14 protein-coding genes are annotated in these 16,967 nt (G+C 73.9%); 5 read left to right on the top strand and 9 right to left on the bottom strand.

The features are described 5' to 3' along the window. Window positions 1–136: 136 nt before the first annotated feature. Entirely contained in the window at window positions 137–697 is a 561-nt protein-coding gene (locus ACIQBJ_RS15340; RefSeq protein WP_400709075.1) for a YbaK/EbsC family protein, read from the bottom strand. 152 nt (window positions 698–849) lie between these two features. On the opposite strand from ACIQBJ_RS15340, the gene ACIQBJ_RS15335 reads away from it, so the two are divergent. Then, on the top strand, window positions 850–2,130 hold the full coding sequence (locus ACIQBJ_RS15335) for a YhgE/Pip domain-containing protein (protein ID WP_400709072.1): 1,281 nt from the start codon (window positions 850–852) through the stop codon (window positions 2,128–2,130). A gap of 22 nt (window positions 2,131–2,152) precedes the next feature. Here the strand turns inward: ACIQBJ_RS15335 and ACIQBJ_RS15330 are convergent, their stop codons facing one another. Continuing rightward, window positions 2,153–2,731: a maleylpyruvate isomerase N-terminal domain-containing protein gene (locus ACIQBJ_RS15330; protein WP_400709069.1), complete on the bottom strand. Its 579-nt coding sequence runs from the start codon at window positions 2,729–2,731 to the stop codon at window positions 2,153–2,155. Between the two features lie 341 nt (window positions 2,732–3,072). On the opposite strand from ACIQBJ_RS15330, the gene ACIQBJ_RS15325 reads away from it, so the two are divergent. Then, window positions 3,073–3,801, top strand: coding sequence for a class I SAM-dependent methyltransferase (locus ACIQBJ_RS15325; RefSeq protein ID WP_400709067.1), 729 nt, complete (start codon window positions 3,073–3,075; stop codon window positions 3,799–3,801). Between the two features lie 41 nt (window positions 3,802–3,842). Here the strand turns inward: ACIQBJ_RS15325 and ACIQBJ_RS15320 are convergent, their stop codons facing one another. Further along, a complete protein-coding gene (locus ACIQBJ_RS15320) occupies window positions 3,843–4,520 on the bottom strand; it encodes a hypothetical protein (protein WP_400709064.1) in 678 nt (225 codons plus the stop codon). Between the two features lie 103 nt (window positions 4,521–4,623). Beyond that, window positions 4,624–5,049 (bottom strand): Imm7 family immunity protein, encoded by a 426-nt coding sequence (locus tag ACIQBJ_RS15315; protein ID WP_400709061.1) that lies wholly within the window; start codon window positions 5,047–5,049, stop codon window positions 4,624–4,626. Window positions 5,050–5,104: 55 nt separating this feature from the next. Here ACIQBJ_RS15315 and ACIQBJ_RS15310 point away from each other — a divergent pair, with 55 nt between their 5' ends. Beyond that, the gene (locus tag ACIQBJ_RS15310; protein WP_400709058.1) at window positions 5,105–5,719 is read left to right on the top strand and encodes a suppressor of fused domain protein; all 615 of its coding nucleotides are present in this window, start codon (window positions 5,105–5,107) and stop codon (window positions 5,717–5,719) included. A 7-nt stretch (window positions 5,720–5,726) separates the two neighbouring features. Here the strand turns inward: ACIQBJ_RS15310 and ACIQBJ_RS15305 are convergent, their stop codons facing one another. Then, window positions 5,727–6,314: a YdeI family protein gene (locus ACIQBJ_RS15305; protein WP_400709056.1), complete on the bottom strand. Its 588-nt coding sequence runs from the start codon at window positions 6,312–6,314 to the stop codon at window positions 5,727–5,729. Window positions 6,315–6,722: 408 nt separating this feature from the next. Here ACIQBJ_RS15305 and ACIQBJ_RS15300 point away from each other — a divergent pair, with 408 nt between their 5' ends. Both ACIQBJ_RS15300 and ACIQBJ_RS15295 read left to right on the top strand, forming a co-directional pair. Continuing rightward, window positions 6,723–7,031 carry a hypothetical protein gene (locus ACIQBJ_RS15300; protein ID WP_400709053.1) on the top strand — a complete coding sequence of 103 codons (309 nt, stop codon included), beginning with the start codon at window positions 6,723–6,725 and terminating at the stop codon, window positions 7,029–7,031. A gap of 207 nt (window positions 7,032–7,238) precedes the next feature. After that, window positions 7,239–12,008, top strand: coding sequence for an RICIN domain-containing protein (locus tag ACIQBJ_RS15295; protein WP_400709050.1), 4,770 nt, complete (start codon window positions 7,239–7,241; stop codon window positions 12,006–12,008). Between the two features lie 127 nt (window positions 12,009–12,135). Here ACIQBJ_RS15295 and ACIQBJ_RS15290 read toward each other — a convergent pair whose 3' ends face one another. The 4 genes from ACIQBJ_RS15290 to tap all read right to left on the bottom strand — a co-directional run bounded on the left by ACIQBJ_RS15290 (window position 12,136) and on the right by tap (window position 16,757). Then, window positions 12,136–13,029, bottom strand: coding sequence for a 2-hydroxyacid dehydrogenase (locus ACIQBJ_RS15290; RefSeq protein ID WP_400709047.1), 894 nt, complete (start codon window positions 13,027–13,029; stop codon window positions 12,136–12,138). Between the two features lie 9 nt (window positions 13,030–13,038). Next, on the bottom strand, window positions 13,039–13,545 hold the full coding sequence (locus ACIQBJ_RS15285; protein WP_400709044.1) for a hypothetical protein: 507 nt from the start codon (window positions 13,543–13,545) through the stop codon (window positions 13,039–13,041). A gap of 99 nt (window positions 13,546–13,644) precedes the next feature. Beyond that, window positions 13,645–14,187, bottom strand: coding sequence for a telomere-protecting terminal protein Tpg (gene tpg / locus ACIQBJ_RS15280; RefSeq protein ID WP_400709041.1), 543 nt, complete (start codon window positions 14,185–14,187; stop codon window positions 13,645–13,647). A gap of 74 nt (window positions 14,188–14,261) precedes the next feature. Further along, entirely contained in the window at window positions 14,262–16,757 is a 2,496-nt protein-coding gene (tap, locus tag ACIQBJ_RS15275; protein ID WP_400709038.1) for a telomere-associated protein Tap, read from the bottom strand. Window positions 16,758–16,967 lie beyond the last annotated feature (210 nt).

Here is a 16,967-nt window from a genome sequence, read left to right as displayed (position 1 = left end):
GAGCACCGGCTCACGAGCGGGACCATCCGGTCCAACTGTCCGGGCGCCCACCGTGTTCCCCGGCCCCGGGGGTTCCGGCCGCCGGGGAGGGCGTCCCCGGGAAGGCGTCTGCGGGGAGGGCGTCCGCGGGGAGGGCTCAGCCCGCCAGCCCGTCCAGCACCGTCGCCCCGGGCAGGGCCGCGACCGCCGCCCCGGGCAGCAGCAGCTTGCCGCGCCGCCGCCCGCTGCCGACCAGCACCCACGGGGTCGCGGCCACGGCGGCGTCGACCAGCAGCGGCCAGTGCGCGGGGAGGCCGACGGGGGTGATGCCGCCGTACTCCATGCCGCTGCCGTCGACGGCGGCGTCCATCGGCGCGAAGGACGCCTTCCGGGCGCCGAGGTGGCCGCGGACGGCCTTGTTGACGTCGAGTCGGGTGGTGGCGAGGACCAGACCGGCGGCGAGCGTGGTCTCGCCGCCGCGCTTGGCCGCGACCACCACGCAGTTCGCCGAGGCCTCGACGGGCACCCCGTACGCGGCGCAGAACACGGCGGTGTCGGCGAGTTCGGGGTCGGTGTCCACGTACAGGACCGACCGGGCCAGGTCGGCGTCCCAGTTCTTGAGTGCTTCGGCCACGGGGGCGGCCAGTTCGGCGACGGCGTCCACCGCGCGCCGGGCGTCGGGGAAGTCCCCGAACGGCGTCCTCACCTGCTCGTCCATGGACGCGACTCTAGCGAACGCCGGCCGCTGGCCCGTTGGAGTGAGCCGTGCCGATGTCGCGCCGGGGCGGCGGGGGCGGGCGGGAACGCGGACCTATCGTCGCCTCCGGGCGCCCGGCCGGGGGTCCGGTGGCGACGAGTCGGTGGAGTGGCATGGCGACCGGGATTCCCCCGCAGGTGCACGGGCCGCAGGCCAGGGCCGGGCGGGTGCTGCGCCGTTGGAAGCTGTGGCTGGTGCCGGGGGTGCTGAGCGCGCTGGTCGCCCTGGTGCTGTCGCTGCTGTACATGGGCGGCATCCTGACGCCGCAGGACAACCTGCACCGGATGCCGATCGCGCTGGTGGACGCGGACACCGGGCCGCCGCTGCCGGGCCACCGGGCGCCGCTGGGCGCCGAGTTGGCGGACGCGGTCGCGGCGGGCACCCCGCCGGGACAGGTCCAGTGGGAGCGGGTGTCGATGGCCGAGGCGCAGGAGAAGCTGTCCTCGGGCAAGGTGTACGGGGCGCTGGTGGTGCCCGAGGACTTCACCCGCAGCGTGGCCGCGCTGACCGCCGACCAGGCGTCGGCCCGCCCGGTGCTGCTGTCGCTGACCAACCCGGGCACCGGGTCGCTGGGCTCCTCGCTGGCGGGCCAGATCACCCAGGCCGCGGCGCACCGCTCCTCGGCGACGCTGGGCAAGCAACTGGTACCGGCCGTGCCGAACGCCTCGGCGACCGCGAAGCTGCTGCTGGCGGACCCGGTGGACGTGCAGGTGAAGCCCGGCCATCCGATCGGGCGGCACACGGGGCTGGGGCTGAGCGCCTTCTACTACACGCTGCTGCTGGTGCTGGCCGGGTTCCTGAGCGCGAACCTGGTGCACAACGGGGTGGACACGGCGCTCGGCTACGCGGACAGCGAGATCGGGCCGTGGCACAGCCGCCGGCCCACGCTGCCGATCAGCCGCACCCAGACGCTGGTGGTGAAGATGGCGATGACGGCGGGGCTGTCGGCCGTCACCACCACGATGATCATGCTGGCCACGGTCGGCATCCTCGGGATGGACGCCCCGCACCCGGCCCTGCTCTGGGTCTTCTCGTTCTGCGCCTGCGTGTCGGTCGGCATCGGCGTGCAGGCGATCAACGCCGCCTTCGGCACCCTGGGCCAACTGGTCGCCATGTTCGTCTTCATCGCGCTGGCGCTGCCCTCCTCGGGCGCGACGGTGCCGCTCCAGGCGACCCCGTCCTTCTACCGCTTCCTCGGCGCGTTCGAGCCGATGCGCCAGGTCGCGGGCGGCGTCCGGGCCATCCTCTACTTCGACGCCCAGGCCGACGCGGGCCTCACCCGGGCCTGGCTGATGATCCTGCTCGGCCTGGTGATCGGCCTGGTCTTCGGCTTCGCCATGACGCGCTACTACGACCGCAAGGGCCTGCACCGGATGGTGCCCGTCCCGTCCTGACGCACCCTCACCACCGGCCCGCTCACTCCGGCAGCGCGGCCCGCCACACCCAGGAGGTACGACGGGGCAGGCCGGGGAGCGCGGCCCGGCCGGTGCACCAGAGCAGGACGGCGGCCGGATCGGCCCCCGTACCGGTCGGCGCGTCGGGGAACAGCCGGGCCAGCACCGCCGCGGCCGGCCCGGCCGGCGGCGACCAGCCGAGGCCGAGGCCGGTGGCGATGTCATGGGTGTGCAGCAGGATCTCGGCGACCCCCATCGCGGCGAACCCACCCGGATCGGTCGGCCCCCAGTGCCAGGCCCGCACCCCCGGCCCGGCCGCGGCCAGCGCGACCGCAAGCAACTCCCCGCAGGCCAGCACCACCTGCAGGACGTCGCCCGGCCCGGCCCCCGGCCGCACCGCCAGGTCGAACGGCAGATAGCGGTCGACCGGCCGGGCGACCAGCTGACCGGCGTAGGCGAGCTGGTCGTGCCCGATGTGCGCGAGAGTGTCCCGACAACTCCAGTCCAGCGGCCCCGCCGGCACGTCCCAGTCCCGTCCCACCTGCGGGGCGAGGACACGCCGGAGCTCCCCGAGGGCGGCGCGCACGTCCTGATGATCCATCAGATCATCCTACGACCCCGCCTCCCTTGACCCCCTTCCCCCTGCCCCCCTGGCCCCCTCCCCCTACCTCTCCTCCTCCTGCCCTGCCTGCCTGCCTGCCCCACCTCCCCTTCACCCCCCTGTCCTGGGGCCGCTCCCCCTACCTCTCCCCCTCCTCCTGCCCTGCCTGCCTGCTCTACCTCCCTCCCCCTCCCTTCCCCCCCCCTTCACCTCCCCGCCTTGGGGCCGCCCCTCCCTTTCCCTTCCCCTCCTCCCGTTCGGCGAGCCGCCCTCTCCCCGCACCAGGACGTGTGCGAAAAATCGAATGCCGCTGATGGGCCGTCAGGCATAGCCTCCGCACCATGGCCGACGAGTGCTTCACCCACCCCCGCCTCGCCGCGATCTACGACGCCCTCGACCCGGAGCGCCCCGATCTGCTGCCCTACCTCGCGCTGGCACGCACTCTCGGGGCGCGGCAGGTGCTGGACCTGGGCTGCGGCACCGGCGTGTTCGCGCTGCTGCTGGCGCGGGACGAGCGGACCGAGGTGATCGGGGTCGACCCGGCGGCCGCCTCGATCGAGGTGGCGCGCGCCAAACCGGGTGCCGAACGGGTCCGGTGGATCACCGGCGACGCCACGACCCTGCCGCCGCTCGGCGTCGACCTGGTCACCATGACGGCCAACGCGGCCCAGCAGATCACCGGGGACGGGCCGTGGCTCGCCACCCTGAAGGGCGTGCACGAGGCGCTGCGCCCGGGCGGGCACTTCGTGTTCGAGGTCCGGGTACCGGCCCGCCGCGCCTGGGAGGAATGGACGCGCGGGGCGTCCCACCGGGTCTCCGAACTGCCGGGCGTCGGCGCGGTGGAGAACTGGGTGGAGCTGGTCGAGGTGGCCGGCCAACTGGTGACGTTCCGCTGGAACTACGTCTTCGCCGCCGACGGCGCGCACCTGACCTCGGATTCCACCCTGCGCTTCCGCGAACGCGAGGAGGTCGCGGCCGACCTGCGGGCCGCGGGGTTCGAGCTGGCCGACGTCCGGGAGGCACCGGACCGCCCGGGCAAGGAACACGTCTTCCTCGCCCGCCGCCCCTGAACCACCAAACCGCCGAACCGCCGAACCGCCCTGCCGATCCGTCAGAACCGGCCGCGCTCGGCGAGCTGCCCGTACCCGCCCGCGTCCCAGACCTCCGCCCGGAACTCCTGCAGGGTCATCGCCCGCCCCGCCGCACCCGTGGGGGAACGGAAGTGCACGCTGCCGCAGCGCTCGCAGTACCACCCCCGGGCCCAGACCCGCTCCGCCTCCGGCCGCCCGGCCAGCAGCCGCCGCTGCGCGGCCCGCTCCCGCCGGGCCCGGACGAACAGCGTGACGGCGGCCAGCAGGGCGATCGCGGAGATCCAGCCGAGAAAGGACAGGTCCGGCCGGTGCGCGGGCCCGGTGGACAGCGAGGAGTGGTACGCGTCGTAGGCCCACGACCGGTCGGGCCCGGGATCGTCGGCGAACCAGCCACCACCGACCGCGCCCCCGACGAAGGTGCCGATCGACACCAGCACCAGCAGGACGCCCAGCCCGACGTGCCCCGCACAGGACAGCGGCAGCAGCACGGGGGCGGGCCGCAGCGCGTCCGACAGGGACGAAGTGAAGCGGCGGGTCTCGGTCCCCGAAGGATTGTCGTCGCTCCGGGGCAGCCCGGTGACGGTCACCTGATCACGCCCCCGGTGGTACACGGCCGGCACCCCGACCACCCGGTCGCTCGACCCGCAACTCGGGCACGGCTCCAACACCGGCGCCCCGGCGTCGACGCTCCCCGTCATCCCCGCCCCTCTCCCCCACGCCCCGCTCCGCCCCTGCGGCGCGCCCATGCTGGCAGAGCCCCGCCACCCGCGCCCGAGGTCTGAGCAGATCTTGAGCCTGCGCCTACTCCCAGGGGTCCTCCAGCACCGGTATGCACGGCGAGAGTTCGGCCTCCGCTCCTTCGGCCACCCGCCCCCGCACCATCCGGTGCGCCCGCAGCTCGTTGCCCCGCCCCTCGGCGTCCTCGGCACCCTCGGCGTCCTCGTCGTCCCGGACGTGCAGCACGCCGTACGAACCCGGAGCCCGCTCGCCGACCTCGCGGAAGAAGGCGAGGACCCCGGGGTCGCGGTGGTTGCACGAACCGCCGAGGTGCAGGTAGGGCTCGCCGTTCATCCACCGCACGTCCAGCAGGCAGGGGCCGCTCAGTTCCCGGGCCCGCTCCTCGATGCCCGCCACGATCGCCCGCAACCGGGCCTGCTCCTCCGCCCAGTCACCGTCCTCGGCCGTCGCGGTCTCCCGGATCGTCACCCACCCGTGGTACTCGAACATGCCGGCGACCCTACCCGGCCGCCGGCCTCGGCCCTTCGTATCGGATCATGGTCGGATGAACGGCTCCCCGGCGCACGCCGCCCTCCTCGCCCACCTCCGTCGCACCCTGCCGGGGCGCCGGATCGACGAACTCCCGGGGGTGCCGGGGCCGATCGAGGAGCGCGTCCCGGGGTTCCGCGTGCTGCGGGTGCACCCGGCGGGGCCGGGCGACTGGTGGCTGTACGTCAGCTCGGGCTGCTGGGCGGCCACGCAGGAGGGCGGGCACGGGACGGAGTTCTTCCTCGCGGCGCCGGTCGACGACCCGGTCAACCTGGAGAGCGTCACCATGAACGCCTACTACCACTGCGGGCCCGCCACCCAGCGGCTCGACGTCGGACACACGGTGCCGATCGGCCGGCCCTGGCTGGGCGACTCCGCGTGCGACCACTACCTGGTCAGCCTGCCCTACCCGCTCGGGCCCGACTTCGAGGTCTGCCGCTGGGACGGCGGGGCGCACGCCCGGATTCTCTGGCTGCTGCCGATCACCGAGGCCGAGAAGACCTTCCGCCACCGGGCCGGACTGGAAGCCCTGGAGAGCCTCTTCGACGACCACGCCATCGCCCCGGCCGACCCGCACCGCCCCTCCGTCGTCGGGCCGGACCAACGGCCCGTCACCCCCACCACACCCTGACGCTCCGTCATTTCCGTCCCGAGCGGCCCCCGGCGGCCCGCAGCCCGGCCACGGCCTTCGCCAGCCGCGCCTGCCGGGCCTCGGGGGTGAGCGCCTGGAGCAGCGGCAGGACCACCTGGTACCGACCCGTCCGGTCGAGCGCCTCGAAGGCGCTGGCGGCCGTACCGTCGGCCGCCAGCGCGGCCGCCAGGTCGGGCGGCACCGTCGCCGTCCGCTGCGACTCGTAGGCGGCTGCCCAGCGCCCGTCCTGCTGCGCCCGGCGCACCTCGGCCAGCCCGGGTTCGCGCATCCGCCCGGCGGCCGTCAGCTCCGCGACCTTGTCGACGTTCACCTGCGACCACCGGCTCCGGGGGCGCCGCGGCACGTACTTCTGCAGGTAGTACTGCGCGTCCAGCGAGCGCCGCTGCCCGGAGATCCAGCCGTAGCAGAGCCCGATGTCGACGAGTTCGTCCTCGGTGACCGTGGGAATGCCCGACTTCTTCTTGGCCACCTTCACCCAGACGCCCGCCTCCCGCGTCCAGTGCCCGGCCAGCCAGCCCTCGAACGCCGCCCCGTCCGCGAACGCGACGACCTCCACCCCGGCGATCTCCTCCATGCGCCCCACGCTACCGCCCGCCGCCGAAGTGAATCCGCGCCCGGCGCTTCGCGCTCCGGGACCCATCGACCGGGGGGGAATGAACCCGGCCCCCGAACGGCGAAACTTCGGCCGGACCGATTCGGAAGACCAGGACGCCGCCGCACCTGCGTCATGTACGAACGGTTCCACCTCCACCCCTTCCGCTGTCGGCGTGCCGCCCCTCGCGCCAACGATGCCGGGCCGACTGCCTCCTACCAGCACCTTCTCCACCAGCGTGACAATTCTCGGAAGCGCGGCCATTTTTCGCATGGGCACGGACAAGAAATCCCTGCACCGCTTCTCCGCAGGAAAAGGATCCTCTTCCCTACTTCGACAGCCCGAGCAATCGAGACCCAGGAGTCGACCGCCGACCCCCCGGACCCCGCCATGGATGCCGACACCCCTGCCAACCATCTTCCGCGAGCAGGAAAGATTCTGCAGGTATTGATCCGTTTGACTCACCGTCGGGCGGTTCGCCCATTAAATGGTTTGCATCCCTATTGTCCGAATAAAAGCCGATCGCGCACGGCTCGAGTCGAGGGTGGCGCCGACAAAAGGCCGGCCCCACGCAGGCCAACCACCATGGAAGGCAAATTGAATGTGAGGCATATCACAGGGGAGTGCAAAATTGACCATGCGCACAAATGGGGCATTTTGCAGCTCTATCGGATTGCGCTGTCGGTGCCGCTTGCGTGAATGTGATGGGCACCCGCGCGCCCGCACCTTGCCCCGCCGAGAAAACCGAGCCTCCCGCAACATCCCGGACCATCGACGACGGTGCGCATCAAACGGACCTGACGGCGTCCCGAAAATTTCCGCCGACCGTCCTCGATGATCCAAAGAAAACGAACGGTCATTTCGGCCAGAAGACTTGACGTTCCATCAGATACAGGAGTTTTGACTGTGAGCAGAAGGTATCGCGGCGCTGCCGCGCTACGGATGGTGGGTCTGACCGGGGCGTTGGCCCTGGCGGGCGGGTTGGCCGTGCCGGTCGCGTTCGCGGCCGACGCGCAGCAGTTGCCCTCGGCCGGGGAGATCGCGGCGGTCGCCAAGCAGCGTGAGCAGCAGCGTCCCCAGTCGGAGACGGACCGGGCGTTGGCGCAGGCGAAGGCCACGGGCAAGAACGTGGTGATCGAGTCGTTGACGACGGAGTCGGGTGAGACGTCGGCGACGCCGGAGGGGCATCTGCTGTTGACGGCGGCGCCGGAGCAGAAGCGGGTGAAGCGGGACGGGAAGTGGGTGGCGCTGGACGCCACGCTCGGCAAGCGGGCGGACGGTGCGTTCGCGCCGAGGTCGGCGGCCGCGGGTGTGGTGCTGTCGGGTGGCGGGAGCGGTCCGCTGGCGACGCTGACCAGTGCGGACGGGAAGAAGCTCTCCATCTCGGCGCCGTTCGCGCTGCCGGCGCCGAGCGTGGACGCGGACGGTGACGGCCTGCTGTACCCGGACGTGGTGCCGGAGGTGGACCTGAAGGTGACGGCGTCGAGGTTCGGCGGCGTCTCCACCGTGCTCGTGGTCAAGACCCAGCAGGCCGCCGCAGGCGAGGCGTTGAAGAAGCTGCGTTTCGCCACCACCGCCGACGGCGTCGAGATCGCCGCGGACAAGGACGGCGCGCTCACCGCGAAGGGCGCGGACGGCAAGGCCCGTTGGACCGCTCCCGCGCCGACCATGTGGGACAGCAGCGGCAAGGCCCCGGCCGCCAAGCAGGCGGCGAAGAATGCGGCCCCGTCCGCCGAATCCGCCCCCGCCCCCGCCCCGGCGGCGAGTTCGGCGGACGGCCCGGGCACCGGCGCGACCGTCGCCGTGATGCCGGTGGCCACCGACGCGGGCTCGCTGACGCTGACGCCCAGTCAGGACCTGCTGGCCCACGGCACCGCGCCGTACTACATCGACCCGGCCTGGATCCCGGCCTCGAACACGGCCGCGGCCTGGACCTGGGTGCAGTCGGCCCATCCCACCAACGCCGGCAACTACAAGGTCTACGGCACCGGTTCGGCCCGCCCGGGCGTCGGCGTCTGCGGCACCTACCCCAACGGCGGCAGCTGCGTCCCCAGCGACGTCGAGCGGTCGTTCTACGAGTTCGACACCCGCTCGCTGCGCGGCGCGGTGATCAGCAGCGCGACGGTCAGCCTGCAGGAGGTGTACTCGGCCAACTACGCCTGCGGCACGACCTACCCCGTCGACCTGTACCTGACCGGCGGAATCAGCAACAGCACCAGCTGGAGCACCCAGCCCGGTACGGTCGGCGGCAAGCTGGACGGCACCCGTAACGTGCCCGGCACCGGCCAGTCCGGCTGCAGCAGCACCGTCGGGTTCGACTACAACGTCACCGACTCGATGCGGCAGTACGGCACTTCGTACGACAACCAGACCTACGGTGTGTTCGGCAACGAGAGCGACGCCTACGGCTTCAAGCGCCTGAGCAACAACCCGAGCCTGACGGTCACCTACGACCGGGTGCCCGACGCGCCCGCGAACCCGGCCGTCGTCCCCTCCCCCCGCACCGCCGGGGACAACCAGAACCGGCAATCCTGCGGCAACGGCGACGCCAGCGCCTGGGGCTGGCTCGGGGCCGGGGCCTCGCAGGCCCAGGCCGTCGCGCTGACCGCGACCGTCTCCAGCCCCACCCAGGGCCAGGCCGGTACCTGGAGCCACATCTGGGACTACAACCAGCCCGGTTCGCCGGACGTCGCCAGCGGGTTCTCCGAGCTCGTCGCCAACAACGCCGCCGCCTCCTTCTGGCTGCCCGGCGGCACCCTGCAGGACGGCCACTCCTACGGCTGGAGCCTGTTCGCGACCGACGGCCTCAACGGTGTGGGCTGGAACGGCCCGACCCCGAGCTGCTTCTTCAAGGTCGACACCACCCCGCCGACCCTCGCCTTCCCCACCACCGTCACGGACCCGGCCACCCAGTTCCCGCCCTCGGGCAGCGGACAGACCACGGCGCTGCGGGCCGGGCAGAGCGGCAGCATCCCCTTCACCGCCGCCGACCCGAACCCGAGCGGCCTGAACAGCTCCGGCCTGGTCTGCCTGCGCTGGTCCTTCGATGCGCAGTTCACCGGCGCCACCTGGCAGTGCGGCGCCTACATGCCCAACGGCCAGATCAGCGTCACCCCGGGCCGCTGGGGCACCAACGTCCTCTACGCCCAGACCCTCGACAACGCCGGCAACGTCTCCCCCGTCGGCCAGTACGCCTTCTACGTGCCGTGGAACCCGAACGGCCCGCAGCCCGTGTACGGCGACGTCAACGGCGAGCAGAACGGCGCCCGCACCCCCGACGTCCTCACCTGGGGCCCGGCCGGCGACCTGCGCGCCTACACCGCCCCCGCCACCGGCCCCCAGAACGCCTCCGCCGCCACCACCGCGCAGTCCCCCGGCGGCGACTCCTGGGCCAACTACCGCACCACGCACCGGGGCAGCCTGCGGCTGGGCCCCGACCTGGACGACCTGCTCGCCCACAAGGACGGCGACGCCGCCCTGTGGGTCTACAAGAACCCGGGCAACACCGGCGTCAGCGGCACCTTCGACACCAAGACTGCCCTCGCCAAGCCCGCCTGCGCCGTGAGCACCTCCAACCCCGACTGCACCGGCTACGCCACCACCTGGGCCACCACCCAGCAGATCGCGGCCCTGGGCGACCCCGCCTCCACCGACCGCAGCACCACCAACCAGAACAAGAACCGCACCGGCCTGCTCACCACCGAAACCGCCGGCAGCGACGCCGCGCTCTGGTACTACCCCACCACCACCGACAACACCCTCGGCGCCCCGATCCGCCTGGCCGCGAGCGGCTGGAAGGACACCGACCTGATCAGCCCCGGGAGCTGGACCACCCAGACCCGGCCCGGCCTTTGGGCGCGCAACCGCACCACCGGCACCCTCACCGCCTACCCCCTCGTCCTCGGCAGCATCAGCCAGACCGACAGCTTCGGCAACACCTACAGCTACCCGGTGATCACCGGCCTCGGCACCGCCAAGACCGTCGCCACCAACATCACCGCCGCCGCCTGGCCCCGCATCGGCTCCGACGGCGACCTCACCGGCAACGGCGCCCCCTCGCTGTGGGCCATCACCCCCCAGGGCACCCTGCAGACCTGGACCGGCACCCGCACCGGCACCACCGCCGACCCCGGCTACACCCTCACCGGCCCCAACACCGCCTACAGCCTCGACGCGGTCCCGGCGCCAGCACCACCCTCCGCCGTGGAGGACGGCGTCTACCCCGGTGCGCAGAACATCGCGGCCACCACCGGCGCGACGCTGGTGCGGGGTGACGGCCTGATCACCCCCGTCGCCTGCGACGCCCCGCACCAGATCGCGGTCACCGCGAACGGCATCACGCTGTCCCAGCACCGCATCTGCTTCACCGCACCGGCCGCCACCGGCTACCTGGCCCTCAACCTCCCGGGCACCACCCGGATCGAGACCACCGGCCGCACCCTGCGCAGCACCCTCACCGTCAACGGCGGCGCGCAGAGCACCGACACCGCCGCCGACGCGGCCACCGACCTCGGCGCGGGCACCGTCCTGCAGGAACTGCGGATCACCGGCCCCGCCACCACCCCCGCCACCGGCCAGAACGACCCGGCGACCGCCTTCAACACCCGTCTGGCCATCGGCGCCGCCGGCCGGACCTGCTCCGGCGCGCTCGTCGACCCGATGTGGGTCCTCACCGCCAGGAGCTGCTTCTCCGACCACCCCGACAACCCCGACGACGTCGTCCAGGGCGCCCCCAAGCTGCCCACCACCGCCACCGTCGGCCGCACCGACCCCGCCACCTCCGGCGGCTTCACCACCACGGTCGCCGAACTCGTCCCGCAGACCGACCGGGACGTCGTCCTCGCCCGGCTGCAGGCACCCGCGGTCGGCATCACCCCGGCCGCGATCACCTCGACGGCCGCCACCAACGGCGGCGCGCTGACGGCCGCCGGCTACGGCCGCACCGCGACCGGCTGGGGCCCGGGCGTGCTGCACACCCCCGCCACCACCGCCAACACCGTCACGCCGACCGGGTTCGCCGTCGCCCCCACCGGCTCCGGCCGGATCTGCCAGGGCGACGCCGGCGGGCCGCTGTGGCGCACCGAGAACGGCAAGCCCGCCCTCGTCGGCGTCATCTCCCGCTCCTGGCAGGGCGGCTGCCTCGGCGCTCCGTCGACCGAGACCCGCACCACCGCCCAGGCGGCCCGCACCGACGGGCTCGCTTCCTGGGTGAGCGCCACCGCGGGCCGCTCCTACCTGCTGTACAACACCGTCACCGCCAAGTGCGCCGACCTCCCCGGCTACGGCAACGGCGGCATCGGCGGCGCCGTCAACCAGTACACCTGCAACGGAACGTCCTCGGACAACCAGCGCTTCCACTTCGACAACTACGGCACCACCGCCGACGGCTACGCCCAGTACACCGTCCGCAACGACAAGGACAACCTCTGCCTCGACCTCCCCTACTTCGACGGCGTGCCCAGCGGCACCCTGGTCAGCGAGTACACCTGCAGCGGGAGCACCTCCGACAACGAGCTCTACAAGCTGGTGCCCCGGCCCAATGACGGCAACTGGCTCGTCAACGTGAAGAGCGGCCTGTGCCTCGACGTCGACGGCGTCCGCACCGGCGGCAACGACGCCCGGCTGACCGTCTACACCTGCAGCGACACCGACGACCACACCTGGCAGCTCCTCTGACCCAGGAAGCCGGCGGCCACCACGGCACCGGCTGACCCGATCACGACCACGGCCGGTCGGACCCCGCCCAGGGGCCCGACCGGCCGTGGTCGTTCAGGACGAACCGGTGTCCCCGGTCGGGAGCGGGTCAGCGGCCGCTCTCGAACCGCAGGACGCGTTCGCGCAGCAGGCGCTCGGCCCGGGGGCGGAAGGCGCTGCTGGGGCCGCCGACGTGCGGGGTGATCAGGACGCCGGGGGCGTGCCAGAGCGGGTGGTCGGCGGGGAGCGGCTCGGGGTCGGTGACGTCGAGCGCGGCCCGCAGGCGCCGCGCGGAGAGTTCCTCCAGCAGTGCCGCGGTGTCGACGACGGGGCCGCGCGCGACGTTGACCAGCAGCGCGCCGTCCTTCATCTGGGACAGGAACCCGGCGTCGACCAGGTGGTGGCTCTCGGGGGTGAGCGGGGTCAGCAGCACGACGACGTCCGCGGCGGGGAGCAGCGCCGCCAACTCGGCCGTGCCGTGCACGCCCTCCTCGGGGCGGGGGCGGCGCGCGACCTTGACGATCTCGCACTCGAAGGGTTCCAGCCGGGCGGCGAGCGCGCGGCCGATCGAGCCGTACCCGACGACCAGCACCGTCCGGTCGGCGAGGGACGGGTGGAACTCCTGCTGCCAGCGTCCCTGTTGCTGGAGACGGGTGAAGTGCGGGACGCCGCGCAGCGAGGCCAGGATCAGGGTGACGGCCAGTTCGGCGGTGCTGGCGTCGTGCAGCCCGCGGGCGTTGTCGGCGCGGACGCCCTCCGGCACGTGCGGCAGCACGTCGTCCATCCCGGCGGTCAGCGTCTGGACCACCTTGAGCGACGGCAGGCGCGGGATCAGCGGGAGCGCGGCGGCGTGCCGCAGGTAGGGGAGGCAGAAGAACTCGACCTCCCGGAGCGCCTCGTCCGGCGGCACCGGCCCGTCCCCGTCCCAGACCAGGGCTTCGAGTCCGGCGGGCAGGCCGCCGATCGCATCGGGGGCGTACGGGAGAAGGTAGCGGGCGCTCATCCTCCGACCTTAACCACTGCGCCGGGACCACTGCTCCGGCAGGTCGATGACGGTGACGCCGTCCGCCCCGCCGACAGCGAGCCGCGCCCCGTCGGGGCTGACGGCCGCGACCGCGCCGGGGACGTGTTCCACGCCGTAGCACGCGGTCTTCCCGGGGACGCGCACCTCGGGCCACTCGGCGACGACCCGTCCGGTCGCGGCGTCGAGCAGCCGGGGGCGGCCGTTCAGCGAGACCGGCTGGGAACCGCGGGCCAGCAGGGTGCCGGTGGGGCGGTCGATCGGGCTGCGGTGCAACCAGCGGCGCTGCCCGACGGACCAGACCCCGAGCAGCATGGTCCCGAACACGGGTTCCTCGTCCCACCCGAGCGCTTCCTGGGTGGAGGCCGTCGCCACCCGGTCCGCGTCCAGCCAGCAGGCGGCCCCGATCTCGGCGTCGACCCCGGCGTACGGCTCGAACAGGTCGTCCCACCACAGCGACTTCACTCCGCCCGACGCCGCCCACGTCCGCACCGCCACCGCGCTCCCCCTCCACTCCGTGCCACCGGAGATCGCAACGGCGCCGCCCCGGCGAACGTTCCTTCCCGTGGCGGCGGGGGGGGTGCGGGTGGCGGGGAGTCAGATCTCCAGTTCGATCCAGCCGAGGTCGTTGATCTCGGCGGTGAGGCCGTCCGCGCGGCGGCCGCCGTCCTTGAAGTAGTGCTCCTGGAGGGCGGTGGCGAGGATGCGGCGTTGGTCGGTCTCGGTGGCCCCGGCGTCGCGGGCGGCGTACAGCTCGCGGGCGACCTCGCCGGGCAGGTGCTGGGTGATCAGGCGTTCGCGCGGGTCGTCGGTGGAGCCGGCCGCGGCGCTGTAGCCGAACCGGGCCTGGATGTGCACCATGAAGCCGTCCGCCTCGGCGCGGCGGCGCACCCGGCGGCGCACCCCGGGCTGCCAGCGGGCCCGGACCTTCTCCTCGATCCGGCGGGCCGCGTCCGGCTTCGGGCTGATGGTGCCCTTGAGCCAGCGCTGCACGGTGCGCTGGCTGACGCCGAGTTCGGCGGCGACCGCCCGGGTGGAGCCCTTGGCCTGCTTGACCAGGTACCGGACCCGGGCGGGCACGGTGCGCGGGACGGGCCGGGTCCGCTCGACCCGCTCCATCCCTTCCTCAATCTCCCCCACGGGGCGTCACTTCCTCACTGCTGCTGGACGGTCCACACCCACCGCGCCCCTCGGGGCGACCCCGCCGGGCGGGCTCACTCGTCGGCGGAGACCCGGCCGCCGGTCTTGATGTACCGGGCGGGGTTGGCCCCGTCGGCGATCAGTTCGCGGATCTCGGCGAACGGCCGGCTGCCCTCGAACTTGACGTGGCCGGGCGAGATGCCCAGCCGCAGCGCGGTGCTGAGGGTGCCGTCGGGGCGGCGGAGCACGTCGAGCGCGGAGGGGCCGGGGGCGGCGAAGACCGCGCAGTCGGAGAGGACAGCGAGCGGCGGGGTGCCGAGTTCGGCGTGCAGCCGGGCGAGTTTGCGGTGCAGGTTGACGGTGGCGGTGTCGATCACCAGGGCGCGGACCAGCGGGTCCCAGGTGGGGCGTTCGAGGGCGGCCCAGCGCTGGCCGGGGCGGTAGCCGAGGCCGCGCGGGCGTTCGCGGAACTTGCCGATGGTGCCCTTGGCGGTCTGCTTGATCGCGCCGAGCACCGCGAGTTCGGCCGGGTCGCCGCCGGGCAGCGCGGCCATCGCGTCGAGGAAGGCCCGCGGGTCGCGGTCGGCGAGGTCGAGCGGGACGCCGAGCGCGGCCATGGTGTCGACGTACGCCTGCCGCAGCCGCTTGTGCCAGGGGTCGAGGTACGGGCCGGACTCGTGCCGCAGCCACGCCTCGGTGGGGCGGACGTCGGCGCCGAGTTCGACGGCGTAGGCGAGTTTGGCGGTGCTGTACCAGGCGGGGCCGGTGGGGGCGGTGCCGTCGGCGGTGAACGGGTTGGGCAGCAGCGGGTCGAGGACGAGGCCGCTGAGGTCGGCCCGCCAACTGCCGGGCGTCCTGCGGTCGAAGGCGGGGTTCAGCTCGTGGACGGGTTCGGACAGCGGCAGGGTGAGCCGTCCGGCGGCCGCGAGGAAGGCGGTGTTGACGTCGAGTCCGACGGCGAAGGGGGCGGCGAGTTCGGCCGCGGTGGGCGGGCGGTGCCAGTCCCAGGCTTCCGTGGCCAGGACGCCGTCGTCCTCGCGTTCGGCGGCGAGCGGGTGCTCGTCGGGCACCTCGGGCGGCGCGGCGTCGAACACCCGGCTGCGGGAGCCCTCGACGGGGCCGGAGGTCCAGCCGCTGTCGGTGCGGACGGGGCGGGTCGGGGGGCGCAGCGCGGTGACGAGTTCGAGGCCGGAGACGGCGGTGGAGCCGCGCGGGGTGACGACCCGTCGGGCGTAGGCGCCGAGCAGGCGGGCGAGTGCGGGGGCGGCCAGGGTGTCGGGGACGGCCCAGCCGCCGCCGGAGAGCGCGCCCCAGGGCAGGACGCAGAGCTGGACGCACTGGCGGCGCCCGGCCTCGGGCTCGCGGTAGATCCGGGCCCAGGGGCCGAGGCCGCGCCGGGTCAGCTGCCAGTCCGCCTTGGCGAGTGCCTTGACCTGACGGTGGGTGTCGGGGAGGCGGCCGATCCGGGCGACGTACTCGGTCTTCTCGTCGCGCCCGGCGGGCGGCAGGCCGAGTTCGGTGGCGGCGGCGTCGGTGAGGACGAGCAGCGGGTCGCCGTCCTTGCCGTGGCGGTGCAGCCGGGCCGAGCCGAGGCCGGCGGCCAGCGCCCACTCCAGCAGTCGGGGCAGCGCGCTTCCGGGCGGGCGCTCGCCGGGCAGTTCGGCCCCGTCGGCGTCGTACCCGATCAGCGACCGGCCGTCGGGGGCCACGTCCACCACCACCAGCGGCCCGGCCGGGAACCGCGCGGCGGCGGCCTCCTGCCAGTCCTCCCCGTCAGCGGCCGCCTTCCGCGCGCCCCCGCCGCCACTGCTGCCCGCGCCCCGGGGCTTCCCCTTGGCAGCGGCCGGCGCGGGCCGCCGGACCGGCGGCGACAGGACGACGGCCGCGGCGCCACCGGCGGCGGCAGCAGCAGCACGGGAAGGGACCACGCCGGAAGGGGCCGCACCGGAAGGCGGGACAACGGGGGGCGGGGCAACGGGGGGCACAGCCGAGGGGGCAGGGGAAACGGCCGAGGAGGCGGGCGCGACCGGCCGACAGAACCCGCCGAGGTGCATGGGCCGCCCCTGGGACCGGTACACCGAGGGCTGTCCGCACTGCACGCAGGGCTCGGCGGCGGCCATCACCAGCGACCCGTCCGGGTGCTGATCGAGCATCACCGCCTGCGGCACCGGAGCCGAGACAGGGGCAGGGGCAGGGGCAGGGGCAGGGGCAGGGGCAGCCGACGGAACGACGACCTCCTCCTCCGCCTCCTCCGCCACCTCGTCCACCTCTTCCACTGCCGCCTCTGGGAGCTGCGCGGCCATGCCCTCCAGCAGCCGGGCGTACGCGGCACGCCCCTCGCCCTGCGGGTCGCGGCGGCCCTGCTCCCAGGCGGTGAGCGTGGCGGCGCTGATGCCGAGGGCCTGCGCGGTCTCGGCCTTGCCCAACCCGTAGGAGGTGCGCAGCCGTTCGCGCTCGGCGGGCTCGGGCAGCGGGACGGGGCGGCGCGGGCCGGTGCCGAGCAGGGCGCCGATCGCGTCGGAGGCGCCGGGGCCACCGGGAGTGTCGGGGGTGTCGAGGGCGGGGGTCATCTCAGGCCGCCTCCGCCCGGAGGGCACCGGTCGGTCCGGTCGCGTTTCCGTGCCGTGCTGCCGGGCGGGGGCCACACATCGTGCCGGTACACCTCTTCTTGCCTGCTGGAACGGTCGGGCTCCGGCCCAACATAGACATCCGGCGCGCGGCGGCACAAGCAAGGGCCGCCCACCGCGCGCCCCACCCGGCGGGCCCCGACCGCGACCGGC

This window comes from Kitasatospora sp. NPDC088391 (assembly GCF_044753345.1).
In the GTDB taxonomy this organism is placed as follows: Bacteria; Actinomycetota; Actinomycetes; order Streptomycetales; family Streptomycetaceae; genus Kitasatospora.
The sequence above is the reverse complement of the archived record's forward strand: the minus strand, read 5'-3'. Positions and strand labels throughout refer to the sequence as shown.

Coding starts and splice junctions, on each gene's coding strand:
- ACIQBJ_RS15300 (WP_400709053.1), top strand. CDS start 6,723: ATGGATGCCGACACCCCTGCCAACCATCTTCCGCGAGCAGGAAAGATT.
- ACIQBJ_RS15340 (WP_400709075.1), bottom strand. CDS start 697: ATGGACGAGCAGGTGAGGACGCCGTTCGGGGACTTCCCCGACGCCCGG.
- ACIQBJ_RS15320 (WP_400709064.1), bottom strand. CDS start 4,520: ATGACGGGGAGCGTCGACGCCGGGGCGCCGGTGTTGGAGCCGTGCCCG.
- ACIQBJ_RS15290 (WP_400709047.1), bottom strand. CDS start 13,029: ATGAGCGCCCGCTACCTTCTCCCGTACGCCCCCGATGCGATCGGCGGC.
- ACIQBJ_RS15325 (WP_400709067.1), top strand. CDS start 3,073: ATGGCCGACGAGTGCTTCACCCACCCCCGCCTCGCCGCGATCTACGAC.
- ACIQBJ_RS15310 (WP_400709058.1), top strand. CDS start 5,105: ATGAACGGCTCCCCGGCGCACGCCGCCCTCCTCGCCCACCTCCGTCGC.
- ACIQBJ_RS15335 (WP_400709072.1), top strand. CDS start 850: ATGGCGACCGGGATTCCCCCGCAGGTGCACGGGCCGCAGGCCAGGGCC.
- ACIQBJ_RS15305 (WP_400709056.1), bottom strand. CDS start 6,314: ATGGAGGAGATCGCCGGGGTGGAGGTCGTCGCGTTCGCGGACGGGGCG.
- ACIQBJ_RS15330 (WP_400709069.1), bottom strand. CDS start 2,731: ATGGATCATCAGGACGTGCGCGCCGCCCTCGGGGAGCTCCGGCGTGTC.
- ACIQBJ_RS15315 (WP_400709061.1), bottom strand. CDS start 5,049: ATGTTCGAGTACCACGGGTGGGTGACGATCCGGGAGACCGCGACGGCC.
- tap (WP_400709038.1), bottom strand. CDS start 16,757: ATGACCCCCGCCCTCGACACCCCCGACACTCCCGGTGGCCCCGGCGCC.